The 18,611-nt window shown below is 62.7% G+C and carries 17 protein-coding genes; 13 read left to right on the top strand and 4 right to left on the bottom strand.

Features of this window, described 5'->3' with window-relative positions:
- Positions 1–88 precede the first annotated feature (88 nt).
- The 9 genes from ACWHYQ_RS00535 to ACWHYQ_RS00495 all read left to right on the top strand — a co-directional run bounded on the left by ACWHYQ_RS00535 (position 89) and on the right by ACWHYQ_RS00495 (position 9,217).
- A complete protein-coding gene (locus ACWHYQ_RS00535; protein ID WP_447973851.1) occupies positions 89–1,378 on the top strand; it encodes a TolC family protein in 1,290 nt (429 codons plus the stop codon).
- 11 nt (positions 1,379–1,389) lie between these two features.
- Entirely contained in the window at positions 1,390–2,550 is a 1,161-nt protein-coding gene (locus ACWHYQ_RS00530) for an efflux RND transporter periplasmic adaptor subunit (protein WP_447973850.1), read from the top strand.
- Between the two features lie 31 nt (positions 2,551–2,581).
- Entirely contained in the window at positions 2,582–6,103 is a 3,522-nt protein-coding gene (locus ACWHYQ_RS00525; protein WP_447973849.1) for an efflux RND transporter permease subunit, read from the top strand.
- Positions 6,104–6,187: 84 nt separating this feature from the next.
- Positions 6,188–6,652: a DUF302 domain-containing protein gene (locus tag ACWHYQ_RS00520; RefSeq protein WP_447973848.1), complete on the top strand. Its 465-nt coding sequence runs from the start codon at positions 6,188–6,190 to the stop codon at positions 6,650–6,652.
- Positions 6,653–6,715: 63 nt separating this feature from the next.
- Entirely contained in the window at positions 6,716–7,228 is a 513-nt protein-coding gene (locus tag ACWHYQ_RS00515; protein ID WP_447973847.1) for a DUF302 domain-containing protein, read from the top strand.
- Between the two features lie 22 nt (positions 7,229–7,250).
- Positions 7,251–7,736 carry a DUF302 domain-containing protein gene (locus ACWHYQ_RS00510; RefSeq protein WP_447973846.1) on the top strand — a complete coding sequence of 162 codons (486 nt, stop codon included), beginning with the start codon at positions 7,251–7,253 and terminating at the stop codon, positions 7,734–7,736.
- A gap of 168 nt (positions 7,737–7,904) precedes the next feature.
- Positions 7,905–8,438 carry a hypothetical protein gene (locus tag ACWHYQ_RS00505; protein ID WP_447973845.1) on the top strand — a complete coding sequence of 178 codons (534 nt, stop codon included), beginning with the start codon at positions 7,905–7,907 and terminating at the stop codon, positions 8,436–8,438.
- Positions 8,439–8,705: 267 nt separating this feature from the next.
- On the top strand, positions 8,706–9,011 hold the full coding sequence (locus ACWHYQ_RS00500) for a peroxiredoxin family protein (RefSeq protein ID WP_447973844.1): 306 nt from the start codon (positions 8,706–8,708) through the stop codon (positions 9,009–9,011).
- Entirely contained in the window at positions 9,011–9,217 is a 207-nt protein-coding gene (locus ACWHYQ_RS00495) for a peroxiredoxin family protein (RefSeq protein ID WP_447973843.1), read from the top strand. The genes ACWHYQ_RS00500 and ACWHYQ_RS00495 overlap by 1 nt, the downstream gene beginning before the upstream one ends.
- A 214-nt stretch (positions 9,218–9,431) precedes the next feature.
- Here ACWHYQ_RS00495 and ACWHYQ_RS00490 read toward each other — a convergent pair whose 3' ends face one another.
- On the bottom strand, positions 9,432–10,277 hold the full coding sequence (locus ACWHYQ_RS00490) for a transposase (protein WP_447973842.1): 846 nt from the start codon (positions 10,275–10,277) through the stop codon (positions 9,432–9,434).
- A gap of 104 nt (positions 10,278–10,381) precedes the next feature.
- Here ACWHYQ_RS00490 and ACWHYQ_RS00485 point away from each other — a divergent pair, with 104 nt between their 5' ends.
- From ACWHYQ_RS00485 to ACWHYQ_RS00470, 4 genes are all read left to right on the top strand, one after another.
- Positions 10,382–10,543 carry a hypothetical protein gene (locus ACWHYQ_RS00485; RefSeq protein ID WP_447973841.1) on the top strand — a complete coding sequence of 54 codons (162 nt, stop codon included), beginning with the start codon at positions 10,382–10,384 and terminating at the stop codon, positions 10,541–10,543.
- A gap of 100 nt (positions 10,544–10,643) precedes the next feature.
- Positions 10,644–11,357 (top strand): aspartyl/asparaginyl beta-hydroxylase domain-containing protein, encoded by a 714-nt coding sequence (locus ACWHYQ_RS00480; protein ID WP_447973840.1) that lies wholly within the window; start codon positions 10,644–10,646, stop codon positions 11,355–11,357.
- A 252-nt stretch (positions 11,358–11,609) separates the two neighbouring features.
- On the top strand, positions 11,610–11,798 hold the full coding sequence (locus ACWHYQ_RS00475; protein WP_447973839.1) for a hypothetical protein: 189 nt from the start codon (positions 11,610–11,612) through the stop codon (positions 11,796–11,798).
- Positions 11,798–15,220 carry a fused MFS/spermidine synthase gene (locus tag ACWHYQ_RS00470; protein ID WP_447973838.1) on the top strand — a complete coding sequence of 1,141 codons (3,423 nt, stop codon included), beginning with the start codon at positions 11,798–11,800 and terminating at the stop codon, positions 15,218–15,220. The genes ACWHYQ_RS00475 and ACWHYQ_RS00470 overlap by 1 nt, the downstream gene beginning before the upstream one ends.
- Before the next feature lie 436 nt (positions 15,221–15,656).
- Here ACWHYQ_RS00470 and ACWHYQ_RS00465 read toward each other — a convergent pair whose 3' ends face one another.
- The 3 genes from ACWHYQ_RS00465 to ACWHYQ_RS00455 all read right to left on the bottom strand — a co-directional run bounded on the left by ACWHYQ_RS00465 (position 15,657) and on the right by ACWHYQ_RS00455 (position 18,486).
- Positions 15,657–16,904 carry an IS256 family transposase gene (locus tag ACWHYQ_RS00465; RefSeq protein ID WP_447973837.1) on the bottom strand — a complete coding sequence of 416 codons (1,248 nt, stop codon included), beginning with the start codon at positions 16,902–16,904 and terminating at the stop codon, positions 15,657–15,659.
- Between the two features lie 355 nt (positions 16,905–17,259).
- Positions 17,260–17,580: a group II intron maturase-specific domain-containing protein gene (locus ACWHYQ_RS00460; protein WP_447975611.1), complete on the bottom strand. Its 321-nt coding sequence runs from the start codon at positions 17,578–17,580 to the stop codon at positions 17,260–17,262.
- A gap of 138 nt (positions 17,581–17,718) precedes the next feature.
- Positions 17,719–18,486 carry a reverse transcriptase domain-containing protein gene (locus ACWHYQ_RS00455; RefSeq protein WP_447973836.1) on the bottom strand — a complete coding sequence of 256 codons (768 nt, stop codon included), beginning with the start codon at positions 18,484–18,486 and terminating at the stop codon, positions 17,719–17,721.
- Positions 18,487–18,611 lie beyond the last annotated feature (125 nt).

Here is an 18,611-nt window from a genome sequence, read left to right as displayed (position 1 = left end):
GAGACACCGGCGAGTTTCGATCATACTGTGTTTGATGGTGGCCGTTCTCCTACCGCCGGGCGTCCAGGCTGCCGAACCGGTTCGCCAAGTGGAAGCTGCCAAGGCGCTCGGGCAACCTGCGACCTTGCGTGACTTGATCCGCCTTGCCCTTGAGCGGAATCCCCGCATCGCAGCGGCGCGGCACGGTCTTCAGGTCGCCGCCAAAGGGATCGATGCGGCGAAAGGGCAGCAGTACGGCCGGTTGGAGTTCCGCTCGGAAGACTTCACGTGGGGGCCACTCAATAACAAGCTCCCCATGCAGAGCCTGGTGATCGACCAAGCCAGACTGGTCCAGCAATCACCCGGCGTGGCCGCGTTCAACCGCAACCTGTTCAGCTTCGGCGGCACACTGACGATCCCGATTTATACCGGCGGACGCCTCACGAACCAGATCCGATTAGAGGAAATCGCCGAGCGATTGGCCGCCGATCGGCTGGCTCAGACGCGAGACGATCTCATCTTCAATGTCTCGAGCACCTATTACACGATTCTGCAAATCAAGGAGTTCATCAAGGCCACGGAGAAATCGGTCGAGCGCCTGGAGGAATCCAAGCGCGTCGTGGAGGCGCGCCTGAAGGCCGACAAAGCCACCCCGGCCGATGTCTTCAAGATCAACACGCGGCTCGCGGCCGTCCGCCAGGAATTGATTCGGGCGAACAATGCCCTCGCCCTCGCCTATGGGGCACTGAACACGCTGCTCGGAGACGACGCGGTGGCGCCTCCGCCACGAATCGAGGAACGCCTGGCCTACCAGGCCGTTCCATTGGATCTCTCGAAGAGTGTGGAAGACGCTATGGCGCGCCGACCCGACTTGCAGGCCAAGCAGAAGGAGGTGGAGATCCAGGAGAAGAGGATCCAAATCGCCTTGGCAGAGGCACTGCCCCAGGTCGCGTTCAACGGCATGGCCCGCGGCGTGATGGGCGAGGAATCGAAACTGTTCGACCAGCAGTTCGGGGGCATCAGCCTCTCGGTGCCGCTCTTCGCCGGGGGAACCATCCGGGCCAAGGTGACCCAGGAGCGGGCGCGGCTGCTGCAGCTCCAGGAGGAGCTCGCCCAACTGAAGCTGGAGGTGACCCAGTCGGTGCAGAGCACCTACCTGCGTATCGTCGAGGCCGAAAAACGGATCACTGTCGCGGAAGCGGCACGGGCGGAGGCTCAAGAGGTGCTTCGGGTTGAACAATTGAAAGTTGAGGTAGGCAAAGGGGTCATCGAGAACCTGCTCGATGCCCAAGCGGCCATGCTGCAGGCCGAGCAAAGCTACGCCGCTGCCCTGGCCGATGCCAATACCGCTCGCGTCGCGCTGGCCAAAGCGGTCGGGGTGATGGAGACGCCGAACTGAAGGAACGGAAGATGGCTCAGGGAATCGCGCATAGGGTTGAGGACAGTCTGAAGATCGTGCGCTCACTGGAGACCCGGGGCTGGTGGATCAGACTGCGTAAGTGGGTCGTGACCGGCCTTCTGCTCCTCGTCATCTATTACGGTGCGACCTCGATTGCGGCGTATTTGAGCGCCCCACGCATCGAGATGACGATGAGCCCGATTGCCGGGCCGGTAGCGGTGACGGTCGTCCCGGCCCAAAAGGGCGACATCAAGGCGACCGTCACCTATACCGGCACGGTCCGGCCGTGGTTCGAGGTTACCGTCTCTCCGCGAACAACTGGCTGGCTTGAGCAGATCTTGGTGGATGTGGGCGACCGGGTTAAGCAAGGACAGGTGCTCGTTCGCTTGGATACGCGCGAGTTGCGGACCCAGTTGGCGGAGCGCCGAGCCCATCTGGTGTTTCTGGAGCAGGAATTCCAGCGGGACACCCGGTTGGTCCGGGAGAAAGCGATCCCGCAATCCGAGGCCGACCGAACCAAGATGCTGTTCGACGAGGCCAAGGCCCAGGTCGAGAACATCGAGACCCTCCTGAGCTACACCGAGATCACCTCGCCGATCGATGGCGTGGTGACCGAACGGCTCTTGTTGGACCGCCCGGGCCAGTTAGTGAATCCGGGCACCCCCGTTTTGAAGCTTGCGGACGTCAGTCGCATGCGCATCCAGGTCAAGGTGGCGGAGAAAGATGCGCCGCATCTGAAAGGGGGGCCGCCCGGAGAAGGAACCGAGGCGGTCGTTCGGTTCCCGGCGCTCGGGGACAAGACCCTTCCTGCCACTGTGTCGGAGGTCTTTCCCCCGCTGGATCCGACCACCCGCACGACGACGGCGGAGTTGGTGGTCAACAACTCGGATCGGGCGATCCGGGCCGGGATGTATGCGGTCGTCGATCTCGTGCTGGAGAAGAAATCGGATGCCATCCTGATCCCCCGACAGGCGGTCCTGCAGGTGGATGGCCAGGCGGCGGTGTTCGTCACCGACAGCGTGGTCGCCATGAAACGGCCCGCAACGCTCGGCCTTGCGGCCAAGGATCTGGTGGAAGTGCTGGATGGAGTGAAGGAAGGCGAGCTGGTGATCATCAAGGGCAACCGGGGACTCACCGATTTTCAGGAGGTGCGGGTCGTAGCCGGCCTCTGACGGCTGACACGGGGGCTCAGCAGGAACACCGATGAATCACGTCTATCGTTCTTACGACGGCAAACCGGTCGAGTATCGGAGCATGCCATGGCTGCGCAAGCTCCCGATTCTCGCGGTCGAAAAGCCGATGCTCATGATCCCGGTGATCCTGCTGATGGTTGTGGGCGGGGTGTACACCTACGGCAAGACCGTTCGGGAACTCCAGCCCTACCTCGAGAACCCCACCGTCGGCATTATCATCAACTATCCTGGTGTGGCCGCTGAGGATATGGAAGCCTACTTTGCCCGGCCCATCGAACAGAAGATGACGGTGCTCGATGAAGTGACGTTCATCCGATCCAATTCTCAGGAGGGGCGCACCGAGATCATCGTCGGGTTCGAGTACTACTCCGATATGAACAAGCACAAGGTCGAGGTGCAGACCCTGCTGTCGAACATGCTCAACGAGCTACCCATCGACAAGGACAACACGACCAACCCCTGGGTCGTCCACGTCGCCAACGACAACGTTCCGATCTTGGACCTCAACATTTCCCGGGAAGGGTATGACGAGGTCCGCTTGCGCGAGTTCGTCGAGAACACCCTGCGGGACCGACTGGAAGCAATCCCGGGTGTCCAATCGGCGATTCCCTATGGAGGCAAGCGACGGCTGATCTTGGTGGAAGTGGACCGGGATAAGCTCGCCGCCTATCCGTTCGGGCTCATGGACATCAAGACGGCTCTCGAGCAGCAGCATATCAGTCGTGCGGCTGGCAAGTTGCGCAATCCTGAGGCGGACATCCTCGTGCGCGCCGATGAGCGCTTTCGGAACCCGCTCGAGCTGAACGATATCCCGATCGTCACGGTCGGAGACCGCGTGGTGTATCTGCGGGATGTCGCGGAGGTGAAAGACACCTTTGCGGAGGTCACGAGCGCCTATCACTTCAATGGGAAGCCTGGCCTGCTCATTCAGATCGTCAAGCAGCCCGAGGCCAGCGACTACACCGTGATCGAGCGAATCATTGGCTCGGAAGACACGGGATGGGTGAAATCGCTCAAGGCATTCCTGGGCTTGGCCACTGATCGACAACCGGGTCTGATGGACGAGTTCGTCAAGGAGTTTCCCGGCCTCAAATACGAGGTGGCGTACAACCGGAAGGCGTTCCTCGAGACGATCATCGACAATGCCTGGCAAGAGATGATGCTGGCTTTCATTATGACCGGCATCGTGGTGCTGATCTTTATCCAGACGATCACGCCCACCTTCATCGTGCTGGTGACGCTGCCGGCTGCGGTCGCGGCGAGCTTCATGTTCTTTCCGCTCGCCGGCCAGACGATCAATACACCCACCCTCATGGGCATCACGTTCGTCATCGGGCGGCTGGTGGACGACTCGGTCGTGTTGATCGAGGTGATCAATCGACATTTGAAGTTCGGCAAGACGCCCAAAGAGGCGGCCATCGACGGCTCTCAGGAAATTCTCCTGGCCAATATCCTCTCGGCGCTGACCTTCATGATCGCGCTGACCCCGAATCTGGTGCTCCGGGGCACGATGGGGACGGGATTCCGGGGGATGACCTGGCCGATGGTTTTCGCGATGTTCTTTTCGGCCTTCCTCTCCCTGACGCTGAACCCGATGATGGCGGCCTACCTGTACAAGCCGTATCAAGAGCGGCTGGCCAATCCGCTCGATCGAATCCTGCGCGTGCTGCTTTATCCCTTCACGAAGCTGATCGAAGGGACCGTATGGCTGTACCGGCATGTGCTGGCCTTGGCGCTGGACCACCGTGTCATTGTCGTGGCCCTGGCCGCCAGCTCGATGTACATCGCCTACAAGATCTGGCCGACGTTGGGTTGGGAGGGAATGCCGCTGCAGGACACTGCGCAGGCGGTCGGCGAAGTGGAGGCGTGGCCCGGCACCTCATTTCAGGAAACGGAAAAGATCGTCTCCAAGATCGAAGAGATTTTGCTTCGGCAAGCTGAAGTCAAACTCGTCTCCACCCAGATCGGGTTTGAGCCCGCCTTCGGCACCTACTTCTCCGGCTTCGGTGTCCGCACGGTCAACCGGGCGTTCTTCAAGATTACGCTGACGAACAAGGAGGAGCGGGTCTGTCAGTTCTACAACCGCTGGGCGGACCATATCCCCGGGCTGTCCCTCCTATTTCAGCCCTGCTCGACGCTGAGCGATCGGGACATCTGGCAGATCCTGGATGGCGTGCAACAGGAGGCGATGGAATCCATCCCTGGCATTCGCAGCCTGTGGCTCATGGAAATGGGGGCCACGCCGGTGAACACGGCTCGGGCACCGGTCGAAGCGGTGATCAGAGGCCAGGACTTGGAGACCCTGGCGAAGATTGGAGACCAGGCACTCCAGATCGCAAAGCGCACCCCTGGCGTCGTCCAGCCCTTCACGAGCTGGTCCCTGAGCATGCCCCAGTACCACCTCAAGATTGACCGGGTGCGGGCCAAGGAGCTGGGATTGGCGGTGCCCCAGGTCGCCATGCAGGCCTACTACGCGCTGAACGGTGGAATGACCTCAGAATTCTTCAAGCCCGAAGAAGGCTATCGGCATAGTCGGTTCCTGATCCGGTACAAGCCGGAGCAGCGCCTGACGCCGGAGGACCTGGAGCAGGTCATGCTGAAGACCGCGGATGGGCGGCAAGTCCCACTGAAAGAAGTTGCAGTCCTGGAGCTGAAAGACGGGACCGATCTGGTCTACAAAGAAGACCTCCAGTACGCCATGAGCGTGCTTGGCCAGTATCGTGGGATCGGGCTGAAGATGGCCACCGCCGGGGTCATCATGGGTCTCAAGACCTCCATCCCGCTGCCTAAAGGCTACACGGTCCAGCCCAAGGGACTCATGCTCGACATGTTAGACAACCTGTACCGGCTCTATGCCGCCCTGGCCCTGGCGATTGTGATTCTGTTGTTCCTGCTCCTGCTCCAGACTCAGTCCTGGGTCGGGACGATCGCGATCCTGATGGACGCGCCGCTGGAGGTGTTCGGGGCCATCTATTTCCTGTATTGGCGTGGGATGTACTGGTCCCCGCCGGTGGTCTGGGGATTGACGATCGCCACAGCGGCGGTGATGGCCACCGGCATCTATCTTATCGATATCATCGAGCAGCAGCGGGCGGAAGGCCTCTCTCGACGGGAGGCCGTCATCAACGGCGGTGCGATCCGGTTGATCCCGGTACTCATGACCGCCATTACCTTCACCGCCGCCTTTATTCCGCCCATGTTCGCCCCGCCGACCGGGATGGACCGATTCCGTCCGATCGCGACGGCCCTGATCGGCGCCATGGTCAGCTCCACGGCCCTGAGCCTGATCGTCGTACCGGTCACGTACACACTGCTGGATGACCTCAAGGAGTTTCTGTGCCGCGTGTACACGGCCAAGCCTGTGATGGCCGCAGCGGAAGGCCCAGCTCCGGCGCTGGCCCCGGCGGCGGGCGAAGCCAGAGCCGCCTTCAACCTCGAAAGGGAGGCGGCGCTAGGACGAAGCGGCGATGGTGAGATCGAACGACGGAAGAAGCAAGCCGCTCCGGCCCTTGACCCGGAACGGCGGCGATGAACGCGGTGCTAGAAAGGAGGGGTGTAGATGAGGATCGCAACGGTCGAGACACGTGGACTGAGCGGAGTTGGCAGAAGGATGCGCTTGGCAACTGCACTGCTCCTGGCTGTGGGCTTTCTCTCCTGGGGGGGCGGAGGGATCGAAGCCGGGGAGGTCAGATTCTCCGGCGGCGTGATTGTGGAGCAGGTTTCAAGCGTTCCGTATGCCCAAGCGGTTGCCAAGATCGAAGCCGCGATCAAGGGGGCCCGGCTCGTCGTCGTCGGCGAGCCCAATTATCAGATGATGCAACGCATGGTGGGTCGGGAGCGAAAGGGCGCCAAGGCTTATTTTATCTTCCGGCCAGACCTTGGCACCCCCATCTTCGACAATGATCCCAACGCGGCCATGGAGATTCCGTTGAAGATCCTGATCATGGAAGGGAGCGACGGGAAGACCGTCATCCGGTACAAGAAACCGTCTTCGGTTTTGGCCGACTACAAAGGTCTCTCGGGGTTAGGCCAACAACTGGATGACATCATGGCCAAGATCGCCGAGGCTGGCATGAAGTAGGGCATGGACATCCGCCATACTGAGGCCGTCCACTCTATCACCCAAACAAGAGGAGGAACTTTCATGCGAGGCATGGTGAAAACTGGAATTCCCGGTCTGCTCCTTGTAATGGGAGGCTTGGCCGCCATCGCCATGACTGTTGTGCTGAGGCCGGCCTCAGCGCAGGGATCGCAGGAAATGAGCGGCATGGCTATGCCCAAGGACCGGGTGATGATGATGTCGAAGTACTCATTCCAGGACACCGTCAGTCGGATCAAGCAAGCGATCGAGGCCCAGAACATGATGGTGGTCTTCACGGCGGACCATCAGGCCATGCTCAAGATGGTAGGGCTCGACACCAAGGGGATGCTGACGATCGAGTTTTTCCACCCCCGGTACGGCAAGGTAGTCTACGAGAACGACCATGCCGCCGGAATTGAAATGCCCCTTCGGCTTGTCGTGATGGAAGGCGCTATGGGAACGATGGTGACCTACCGGAAGCCATCCCAGACCTTCCGCAAATATCCCAAGCTCGACAATTTGGGCCAAGAATTGGACGGGGTAATCGAAACCATTGTCAGCACTGTCACGAAATAGGCTGGAGAAGAGGAGGATGGCCATGTGGAGAGGACAGAGACTGCAGTCGAGCGTCGCCCTTATCATCGCCGTGTTGCTGACAACCGGATGTGCGGGGATGATGACGAAGATGATGGAGATGAAGTATCCGGACCGTCGCTTCGTCGTTTCAGCATACCCCTTTGACGAGACGGTGAGCCGGGTCAAACGGGCGATCGAGGCCAAGCAGATGATGGTGGTCTTCACGGCCGACCATCAGGCCATGCTTAGCATGGTTGGAGTGAATGCGAAGGGGATGCTCGGCATCGAGTTCTTCCATCCACGGTATGGGAAGGTGATCATGCAGAACGATCACGCGGCCGGTATCGAAATCCCGCTGCGGCTGGTCGTGATGGAAACGCCGGATGGCAAGGCGATGCTGAGCTACTACAAGCCTTCGATCATCTTCGCGAATTACAAAGGGCTGGGCGGAATGGCTCGTGAACTGGACGGCGTCTATGACGCGATTGTGGCTGCTGTGTCGAGCTAAGCCTGGTGCCAGCCACGACGCTTTCTCACCAAGGGGGAGCCCATGACGGCCACAAAGACCATTTGCGTAGGGGCATGTGCCGGGCTGACGCTGGCTTTCACCGCATTGGCAGACCCTTTTCTTTGCTCTGCCCTCACGGTTGAGCAGGGTCCAGGGAGCAGTTCGCCTGTGGAGGAAGAACGCTATACGCGCTTCTTCTCCCCAGCCGCTGAGTACGAGTTCGAGTATCCCGCCGGCTGGGCAGTGCGCGACCGGCTCAATGAAGCTGAGCCAGAAGTGGGCTTTATCGCGCCGTCCCTTGGGGCCAAGCCATTGGGCGTCGTGCTCAGGGTGTGTCGGCCGGCACAGACCCCAGCCGCTCGGTTGTTGGAGCAGGTACTGCAGGAACTGTTGGATCTGGCCAAGAGCGGCCAGGCGCGTGTTATCGAGATCCGCTCCGCTCAGATCGGCGGGAACCGGGCTCGCGTGGTGAGACTCGTCAGAACCTGGCACATGCCACTTAACCTCTGCGAGATGCTCAACCCGCAGGAGATCACCGAGCACTCTGTGGTGGAGCGGTACCTGCTCATTGAGCGTGAAGGGCGATTGTATTCCGTTTGCTATGTCGTTCCTGAAGACCATGACGCGCGACTTGCCGGTGTGTTCGGGCATGTGATGCAGACGTTTCATTTCCTGCCCGCCGGACAAGGAGGCCATCGGTGAACAGGACGCCGGGCCATGGTGAACGAGAGCCGGAACTCCGCGGCGGACTCGCCCTAATGGTTCTTGTGACGCTGTGTTGCGTCGGGGTGCCGCTTCTGACCGCAGGTGGGGCGGGTGTGCTGGCGGGTTTGGTCCTGGACACCTGGCTGCCTGTGCTCGCAGGACTGGCGCTCATGTTGCTGGGGGCGGCCCTACTGTGGCGGCGAAGGCACCGGTAGAGAAACGGCTGGGCTTCTCAGGCCTATGCGTGCGCGCAAGTGGCGAGGCATGCGGAGACCGAGCACCATACGAGGCGGAGTCCTGCTGGCCTGGGGAGCCTTCCTCCGCCTGACTTGGGCCGAAGACCGGCCGCTCGCCCCGACGTTTACGCTGCCGGACCTCCAAGGCCAACCTGTGAGCTTGGCGGCGTATCGAGGAAAGCTCGTCCTCATTAATTTCTGGGCCACGTGGTGCCGGGAATGCATCTGGGAGATGCCGGAGCTGGAGACGCTCGCTCGGGCCTTGAACCCCCAGGAGCTCGTGGTCCTGTGGCACTCGACCGATCTGGCAAAGCCTTGGTGTCGGAGTTCTTGATGCAGGAACGTCTGCAGGTCAGCTTTCCGGTGCTGCTCGATTCCGAACGTTGTGTTGCCCAGCTCTATCGGGCCAGGGGCATCCCGGTCACGATGATCGTCGGCCGGGACGGCACGTTGATCGGCGCCGTCTACGGCACCCAGCGGTGGGGCAGCCCAAAAGTCATGGTCCAAGTCCAAGCGCTCCTGGCCGGGACCGCTCCCTGAGCCTGAGGGTCATGCCAGGGGAGAGTGCGAAGCGATGAGGAAGAGATGAGATGGTCTGCGGCGGGCTGGCTCAGTTTCGTGCTCAAAGGCCTCCTGCTCTCCCTGATCGTCTAGCAGGGTGTTGAAAAACTGACATGCACGGTCTCAATTCCCCCTCACAGTTGAGGCGGCGGCGGATTTCCCCTGCTCCCCATGGAGCCAGGTGGCCAACTCCTCATCGGCTGAGGCTCACGGACCATACCGCTTCACTCCTCTGGCGATCAGGTGACCGGCGCCAGCGGCTGCAGCGGGCGAATCCCACGACGCGCTTGGCGCCGGAGCATGACCAGGGCCATGTCCCGCTCCGCCGTGCCGGTGGCCGGGGCACTCGGCAGGTCCACACACAGCCCGTGGCGATGCTCCATGAGCATGGGGCCCGAGAAGCAGAGCTTCGCTTCCTGGCCGGCGCCTTTGCGGGCCAGGCGGCTTCCGGGTCCGTCGTGCTCTGATGGGTCGCATTGGTGCGGCGCTCGCCATGGAAGTCCACGGTGGGATTGCCCGGATCATCCGGGGGCGGGGCCGTGGGCGCGGCGGCCTTGGGTTGCAGGCTCTTCAGCGACGCCCAGGCCTCGATCAGGGTGCCATCCACGGTGACGTGCTCATCCGACAGCAGCCCTGCTTGCTGGGCGTCCCCCACCACGGCCTCGAAGAAGCGCCAGGCGACGTCGTGCTGGAGCAGCCGCTCGCTGTTCTGGCTGAAGGTCCTGTGATCGAAGGCAGGCTCATCCAGACTCATGTCCAGAACCCAGCGGAACAGGAGGTTGTAGTCCAGCTCCTCACAGAAGAGCCGCCGGCCCCGGAGGGAGAACAAGGCGATCAGCAACTCGCCCTTCAGCAGCCGCTCCGGCGGAATCGACGGACGCCCCATCTGGCTATACATCTTGTCGAAGGTCGGCGACAAGAAAGCCAGGACCTGGTCCGCGAGGGTCTTGATGGCTCGCAACGGATGGGTCGCGGGAACCCGCGCTTCCGGAGAGACAGAGCTGAACAGGGCCTGCTGAGGATTGAGCTCACCGCGCATAGGGCTGTCTCCTGCTTCAGGGAAAGTTTGCACGGTGATAATACTTATCTTCGTACGGTCAAGACCGTTCAACCGACTTTTTCAACATCCTGCTAGACCTGGCGGTGACCCAGCGAGGCCTCGCCGACACGATGTACGACCTCATGGCCGATCTCCTGGCGGGTGTGACGATTGCCCTGTTGTTCGGACGGGGGCGCGTGAGGGCGGTCAGAGCCCGCGGCGACGGGAACGACCGGACCCTAACAGCCGTGAGCGGTCTTTCCTGATCGTGCTGCTATCAGGGGGCGTCGTGCCTGGTGGAGGCGGGCCTCTTGCAGGAATAGTGACTTATGTCCGGATGGGCCAACAAGGGTGGGAGGAGTATCGGTGGATTATCATCCCTTTAAAGCCATGCTGAACCGTTATTTCTCGCGGTACGTCGGTGGTGCGCAGCGTCCGATCTTCTTTGATATTGACCAGACCTGTCCCTCGCTCAATGTGGTCACACAGCATTACCACACGATCCGCAATGAGTGCGCACGCTTGCTCGGCGAGCGTGCGCGGATGCCGCAATACCACGAGATTGATCCCGGTGAGGCTGCGATTTCGGGCATCATCAATCCGGAAAAACAGTGGAAGGTCTTCATGCTGTATATCCTAGGATACAAGCCCGAGGCGAATCGGGCGCGGTGCCCTGAGACCTGCAGGGTCTTGGATTGTGTTCCCGAGATGACCCAGGCCTTTTTCTCCGTGCTTGAGCCGGGCAAGTCGATACCCCTGCATGAGGGCCCCTATCTCGGCTATCTGCGGTACCATCTGGGGCTTCTAGTCCCGGCGGAGAACCCGCCCATCCTGGTCGTCAACGGACAGGAGTACGTCTGGAAGGCCGGGGAGGCCGTGCTCTTTGATGATAGCTGGCCGCACGAGGTGATCAACACGAGCCGAGCGGACCGGGTCGTTCTCATCGTGGATGTGCTGAGACCGCTCCCGTGGCTGCCCTCGCTGGTGAACAAGCTCGTGATGTATGGCCTCGCAGGTCCGACCTATGGGCGGAGCGTGGCACGGCGCGCGCAACGGGCTGGGACTGTCAACGTGGACTGAGTACCAGGTGCTCCGCAGCTCTCAAGCGGTGGGGATGTGAGAAAGCGAGCTATCAGCGAATGGGTCCGGCGAGGTCTTGTCAAGAGGTGTGGAAATGGAATCAGGCGGCGACCTCCTGTGGGGTCACGCTGGTTGATGCCTTCACGCCCTCGACAAACCGGACGCCCGCGTAGACCAGGGGCAGCAGCTCGGATCGCCCTGGGTGTGGGGCAGGTGCTCGCCGGGTTTTGTGCGCTCCTGGGATGCTATCCGATGGTTCCGGCCTTGCTTCTCGCCGTCCTGGCCGTGCTGGCCATGCTCGTTCCCGAGGCAGTCATCCTGGGAGCGACGCCGCTGGTCGCTTTTGGCTGCGTCATGCTGGGCGGGGCTCTTACCCTGCTGATGGAGGCTGGTGGAGCTCACGATACCCAACCTGGGCTTCTGGAGGAAACAAGCGGCTGATGACTGTCTGGCGGCGCCTCATCCTGGTTTGCTTCTTCCTCTCCGGGGTGAGCAGCTTGATCTATGAAGTGGTCTGGATGCGGCGGCTGGAGCTGGTCTTCGGCTCCACGACCGTGGCCATCAGCACGATCCAGGCCGCGTTCATGGGCGGCCTGGCGCTCGGGAGTTGGCTGATCGGCCGATGGAGCGACCGGCTTCAGGGGGCTTGCCCCGCTTCATGGCTGCTCATCGTGTATGCGCTGCTGGAATGGGGCATCGGGCTGTACGCCCTCCTCCTCCCCTCTCTCTTCGATAGGCTACCTTCCCTTTACCGGTGGTTCTTTGGGTTTTTCCACTTGGAGGTCTCTGCGCTCGATCCTGTGCAGTTCATCCTGGCGTCGCTGCTTCTGGTGATCTCAACGATGCTCATGGGAGGCACTTTCCCGCTCCTCGCCTGTTGGACCATCCAGAGAACGGAGGGGATCGGGCTGACGACCGGAACGCTGTACGCGGTGAACACGGGAGGTGCCGTTGCAGGGGCCGCCCTGGCCGGCTTTCTGCTTCTCCCTCTCTTGGGTCTTTCGCGAGCCACCGTGATCGCCGTGGGACTGAACCTGGGGATCGGACTGGTTGCCCTACTCGTGGCACGCGCTCAGGCATCCGGCCGGAAAGCTTGCGCGGCAAGTCGGCCGGCCCGAGGAGATTCGTCGCCCGGACGGAAAACATTCTTGCCCTTGTTGGCCGCGCTGATGACCGCAGGCACGTCGGGATTCGTTGCCATGGGCTACGAGGTGGCCTGGACTCGGGTGCTCGCCCTCGTGCTGGGGTCCTCAACCTACGCGTTTACTATCATGCTGGCCACTTTTCTCACCGGCTTGGCTGCGGGCAGTCATGTGGCGTCACGGTTCGTGGACCGCCTGAGACGCCCTCTGCTGGTGCTTGCGGCGGTGCAAGCTGCCACCGGTGTGGCGGTCTTTGTGAGTCAATACGCCTTTTCCTCGCTCCCGACACTTTTTCTCCAGATCTTCAGTTGGGTGGGCCACTTGTGGTGGCTGTTCCTGGCGTGCCAGTTCGGCCTCGCGTTCCTCGTGATGCTCGGTCCGACACTGGCGCTCGGCGGCGTCTTTCCGCTGGTCGTCAGACTTACGGGGACCAGCCTGAACGAAATCGGCGAGTCGGTGGGCCGGGTCTATGCTGTCAACACGGTAGGCGCGGTGCTAGGTGCAGTGGCCGCCGCGATGTGGCTGATCCCACGCCTCGGTATCAACTCGACCGTGCTTCTGCTGCTGCTCGCGAACCTGGGCGCAGGTGTGCTGGTGCTCCTTGTGGCCGAGTGCGGAATCACATTCAAACTCGCGGGCGCGTGTCTTCTCTCGGTTGGCATGGTGGCGACAGTGGCTTGGGCTCCGGCCTGGAAACCGCTGGTCATGGCCAGCGGCGTCTACAGGGAGGCGCCGGCCCTCTTGAAACTCTATGGCTCGCCGCATGAGGCGCTTCGGATGCTCAAGGGGACTGAGATCCTGTACTACAAAGACGGCCTCACGGCCACCGTCAGTGTGGTGGAGAAGCCATTGCTGGGCGAGACCCGCCACTTGGCCCTGGCGATCAATGGGAAGGTGGACGCGTCCACCTCGGCGGACATGGCCACCCAAATTCTCTCGGGCCATTTGCCTTTGCTGCTCAAGCCATCGGCCGAGTCGGTCCTGGTGATCGGCTATGCCAGTGGCATGACTGTCGGCTCGGTGCTGCGGCATCCAGTGAAAGAGGTGACCGCGGTCGAGATTGAGCCAGCCGTGCTGGAGGCCTCGCACCACTTCGATGAGTTCAATCACCAACCGCTGGCGGATCCTCGCGTCAACCTGATCGTGGCCGACGCACGCGCCTATCTCGGGTTAACCTTGGACCGCTTCGATGTCGTTATCTCTGAGCCGTCCAATCCCTGGATGAGTGGCCCGGCGAAATTGTTTACCGAAGAGTTCTTCCGACTGGGACGAGACCACCTGACTCCACAGGGCCTCTTTGCCCAATGGTTGCCGTTGTACGGCCTGACGCCCGAGCACGTGCAAGCGCTCGTGCGCACCTTTCATGCCGTGTTTCCGTCGGTTCTGGTCTTTCAGACTGCTCCGGGCGATCTCCTTCTGCTTGGCGCCGTCAAGCCATTGAGACTGGACTATCAGGCCGCGGCGACCCGTCTTGCCGAGCCCGCGGTCGCGGCCGACCTGCAACGCACCAGGACGGGCGACATGTCAGCCCTGCTTGCGACGTTCCTATTGGGCGATCGGGAGGTGGACCGCTACGTTGGCGCGGGCGTTCGCAATACCGACGACAACGGCCTGATCGAATTCGCTGCGCCGCGCAGCCTGTACCTCGACACGATTCCGGAGAATCGGCGCGCGCTGAAGCGGGCTCGGGGTTGGGTGTGGAACTATCTCACGAATGTGGGCGATACTGATAAGAACTGGGCCGCCGTGCTGGTCGGGGTGGCAAGACGGGCTCTTGAATACAAGGACTGGGATCAGGCGGAAGCGCAGGCTGCGCGGGCCTTGCAGTTGTCGCCATCGCCTGTGGCGGCCTGGATTTTGGGGGAGAGCTATGCCCAGCGTGAGAGTTTGGTCTCAGCGGCGAACGCCTGGCGGCACGCGCTCGAACTGGACCCGGCGTTCGGACCCGCCAGGGTGAGCCTGGCGCGCCTGGCTGTCAATCAGGGGCGGTACGGAGAGACCCAGCAGCTCGTGGCCGCGCTGTCGGCGACGCAACAGCAGGAAGCGGAGGGCGCCTTTCTGCGCGGGCTCGTCCTGTATCGCCAAGGGAGGGTCCGAGACGCGGTGGAGGCGTTCCGCTTCGCGGAATCAGGCAGACGGGACGGTGAGCTGCCGTTCCTCCACTATTACTTGGAACAGGTTTACGGGAAGTTAGGACTTGCGAACGTGGCGCATCAGCATCGAGAGGCCTTTCTGGCCGACCTGGACAAAGTCCGGCTGGCGCTGGAGCGGAAAGTCACTGCAGAGGGTCTCACGTCGCCGGAACCGCTAGTCACGGACTACATTGGGATGAGGTTTGACGAAGAAGCGACCCGTCTCTTCGAGCAGCGTGTCCTCGCCCCGCTCGCGCACTATTCTCAAGGACTGACGTTCGTCTTGCTCGGATATGAGGAGAAGGCGGAGGAGCAATTCCTGGAGGTCCTACGGCTTATCGGGCCTCGTGGGACAAGCCCGCTGACGCACTACTACCTGGCGTTGACGTACCAGCGCATGGACAAACCTGACCTGGCTACGGTCCATCTGCGAAAGGTGGTTGACAGTCCAGACTCTGCTGAAGGCTTGGCCGCGGTTCGAACGGATGCCCGTCGCCGTCTGGCTCGGCTCTCGACCACAGCCAGGAAGTCTGCTCTTTGCGCGGATTCCTGTCTGGCGTCCACCGCGAACCAACGAGGATGGCTCTGAGGTTCCCGGTGCCTGATCGTGCGATCGTGGTGGGGATGTGCTTGGCTGATCTATGCCACCATGTCGGACGAAGTACGAGCCTTTCTTTTGCCTGCCAGGGCGGTGGATCTTCACTTCGCCGGAGGTTCCGTTCTCGACGGATCGAACGACATGGTGGATACGCTCTTGGACATCTTCGACCAGCATGCGTATATGATCCTTTTCGTTTGGGTAATGCCTAACGAATTCGGACCAAAATTGGGGTTATTTCATTCATGTTGGTATGGCATAGGAGCTTCAGTAATAGGGGTTTGAGGTCCTCGTGCCGATGGTTGTAACGGTAGCAAACTTCGCCCAGGTAAAGGTGAAAGAATTTTCGGGGCACTCCGCGGTAAGGGGTCAAGCTCTTTTTTTCCTGTAAAAGTGGCCATGGCGCTGATCCCTCCGGCTGTCTCCCTCAGGCCACCTGACTCTGGACCGGATACCGCTCCTGGCGGATCGTGTCCAGCTCGCGCCGGAGGCGCGGGGTCATGCGCAAGCCGCGCCAGCGCTGTGATGCGGTGAGCAAGGTGGCGAACACCAGCTTCAGACAGGCGGTCTCGGTCGGGAACCGCGGGATCACCTTCGTACGGCGCCGCCCTTCCCCGAACGTCCGTTCGAGGAGATTCGTCGTCCGAATACTCTTGTGATGCTCCTTCGGAACCTTCAGAGAGATCAGGCACGCCTCCAGGTCTTGTTCCAGACACGCCATCGCCGCCGGATAGCGGGCGCGCCACCGGGCGATGAGCGCACGGCCCCGCGTCAGCCCCTGCTCATAGGTGGCGGCACAGAAGACCTGGCGGATCAGCGGCTTGAGCAGGGCCCGCGCGGCCTGCGGCAGCTTGGCCAGGCTGGTCCGCATCTTCTGCACCTGACCCCGCTGGTGGGACGCCCGGGGGAACACCTCCCGCAGCGCCTTGCGCAGGCCGGGTTGGCCATCCGAGATCACCAGCAACGGCGCCTCCAGGCCGCGCGCGGTCAGGTCGTGCAGGACGCTCAGCCAGGCGTCGGAGGATTCGCGGCTCCCCAGGGCCAGAGACAGCAGGACCTTCTGCCCCGTCTCCAGGATGCCGTACGCGCAGAGCACGCCTTCCTGTTCGTCCGTCCCTTGCCGCACGGCCAGATCGATGGCGTCCAGGACCAGAGAGACGACCTTCAGGGCACTCAGATCCCGGCGCTGCCAGGCCTCGAAGTCCGCTTGCACCTGGCGACAGACCTCGCTGACGCCGGTGCGGGAAATCACCCGGTCCCCCACCGTCTCCAGAAACAGGGCTTCGACATCGGCCTGCGAGAGCCCGCGCACCCACATCCGCGTGGCCAAGCGCTCCAACGCCTTCGAGCGTGTGCCCACGGCCTGCGCCAGGCGGGCGGGAAAGGGCTCCTCGGTTCCCCGCACCTGCGGCACCGCCACCGGCAGCAGCCCCAGCGGGGTCTTGAGCCCCTTGGGCTCGTCGCCATTCCGCCAGCCGCGCCGCCGCCGGGCGCCCTGCTGATCATGGGCGCGGCCCAACTCGGTCACGGCTTGCTCGTCGGCCACCGGCCACCCGGACCGGGCGCCCAAGGTGATGAGCTCATCCAGCGGATGCTCCGCGCGCTCACTGCCGGGCTCCAGGATCGTCGTCAGGGCTTGCTTCAACTGTTCGCTCGGTGGTCCCCGCTTCCGCATGGCGTCAGTCCTCCTTTCAGCTTGGGGCCTTGGCCCCGGGTTGGTAAATGCCGGAGGCATCTTCCGCCATTTTTGTTTCGACTCAACCCACTTTGTAGAGTAGAACATTGGCGCTGGCCTGGAGCCGCTCATGAACGCCTCGACGCACGCGTCTCGGGAACCCGTTGCTCTGCTGCTGCAACGGGTGCTTGCCCCCAGCGGACAGGGGTGTCCTACATCCCCTCATCAAACCGGACGTGAGATGCTCCCTCATCCGGCTTTCCGACAACCGCTTGCGCAGGGGCATTCGAGGTCAGGCCCATACGACCTGTCCCGTGGCCCGATACACGCCAAGGCGCCGGTCGTCCGCCGCCGACTAGTCCCGCCGACGGCGTGGATACGTCCGCCGGCGGACCAGGGCCAAGCGAGGGAAGACAGACCGATCCACCGCGACAAACGTCCGACTGCTGTTGCCCACCTTGAAGGATTGCCCCCCTCCCCGCAGGATCGGGTTCAGGGTAGCCACCACCGCCTCCAGGGGGAATGGCAGCCGTCGCCAGTCCGCCGTCACCCCCTTCACCTTCTGGCGAATCGGGCGCCTCGCGCGTGGCGAGGGCCAACGCAGACACTCATGCCGACCTCGGACCTGCCAAGACGCACACTTGTGGAAGTGAACCCCCCGGCCGTCACACCCCATCGTCCCGCGAGACCGATCCACGAGCCGCGTCTTCTCCGGATGCAAGGCCAGCCCGCGGCCCGCCAGCACGTCCCGGACCGCCGCCAGGCTCTGCTGCGCCTCCCGGTCCCGGCGGCACAGGATGACAACGTCCTCCGCCTACCGCACCAGCATGCCGAGAGGCGCGAAGCGTTGTGGCCACTGCTGATCCAGCACGTGCAGGTAGATGTTCGAGAGCAACGGCGAGATGACCCCGCCCTGAGGCGTTCCCTGCTCGCTGGGCTCATCGCCGTCGGCCGCGAACACGCCGGCTTTCAGCCAGGCTCGCAGCAGCCGCAGCACGCGCCGGTCACTGATGCGTTGCCTCACCAGCGCCAGCAGCCTCGTCTGGTCGATGGTCTCGAAGGACCGGACGATGTCCCCATCGACCACCCCGTGAGACCCCCGATTGACCGTCTCGTTGCTCAGCCGGTGAGCCTGGTGGGCATGGCGCCCCGGCCGAAATCCAGACGAGCAGGGCAGAAATTCGGCCTCAAAGCGCGGCTCGATCACCAGCCGGCAGGCGGCTGGCCCCACGCGGTCCCGCACCGTGGGAATCCCCAGCGGCCGGGTGCCGCCGCTGGCTTTGGGCATCTCCACCCGTCGCACCGGACACGGCCGATCCCGGCCCGCCGGCCACGCCGCTTGGAGCTCGTGCAGGAAGGGTGCCACCCCCGCCCGCTCACTGCGCTCGATCGTCTGCCCATCGACCCCGCCTCGGCCACGGTTGGCTCGCACCGTCGCCCAGGCCTGCTCCAGCCCCTCCCACCGCCAGAGCTTGTCGTACCAGGCATGGAAGCGTCGGGTTGGGCTCCTCTTGGCCGCCTGAGAGCGGGCCGGCTGCAGGCGCCGGACCGTGGCTCGGGCCTCGTGAGCCACGCGTGGCATTCTCCAGCCCGTCGTCCTCACCGGCCCCTGGGTGAAGCCGAGGCCCTTCCCTCCGACCTGGTTCTGTTGTCCAGGCCCTCCCCAGGACTCTGGCCTCCTCCGACTGCCTCTCGACCATCGGTCCA

Source organism: Nitrospira sp. Kam-Ns4a (assembly GCF_965152595.1).
This window is presented reverse-complemented; position numbering and strand designations above follow the sequence as displayed.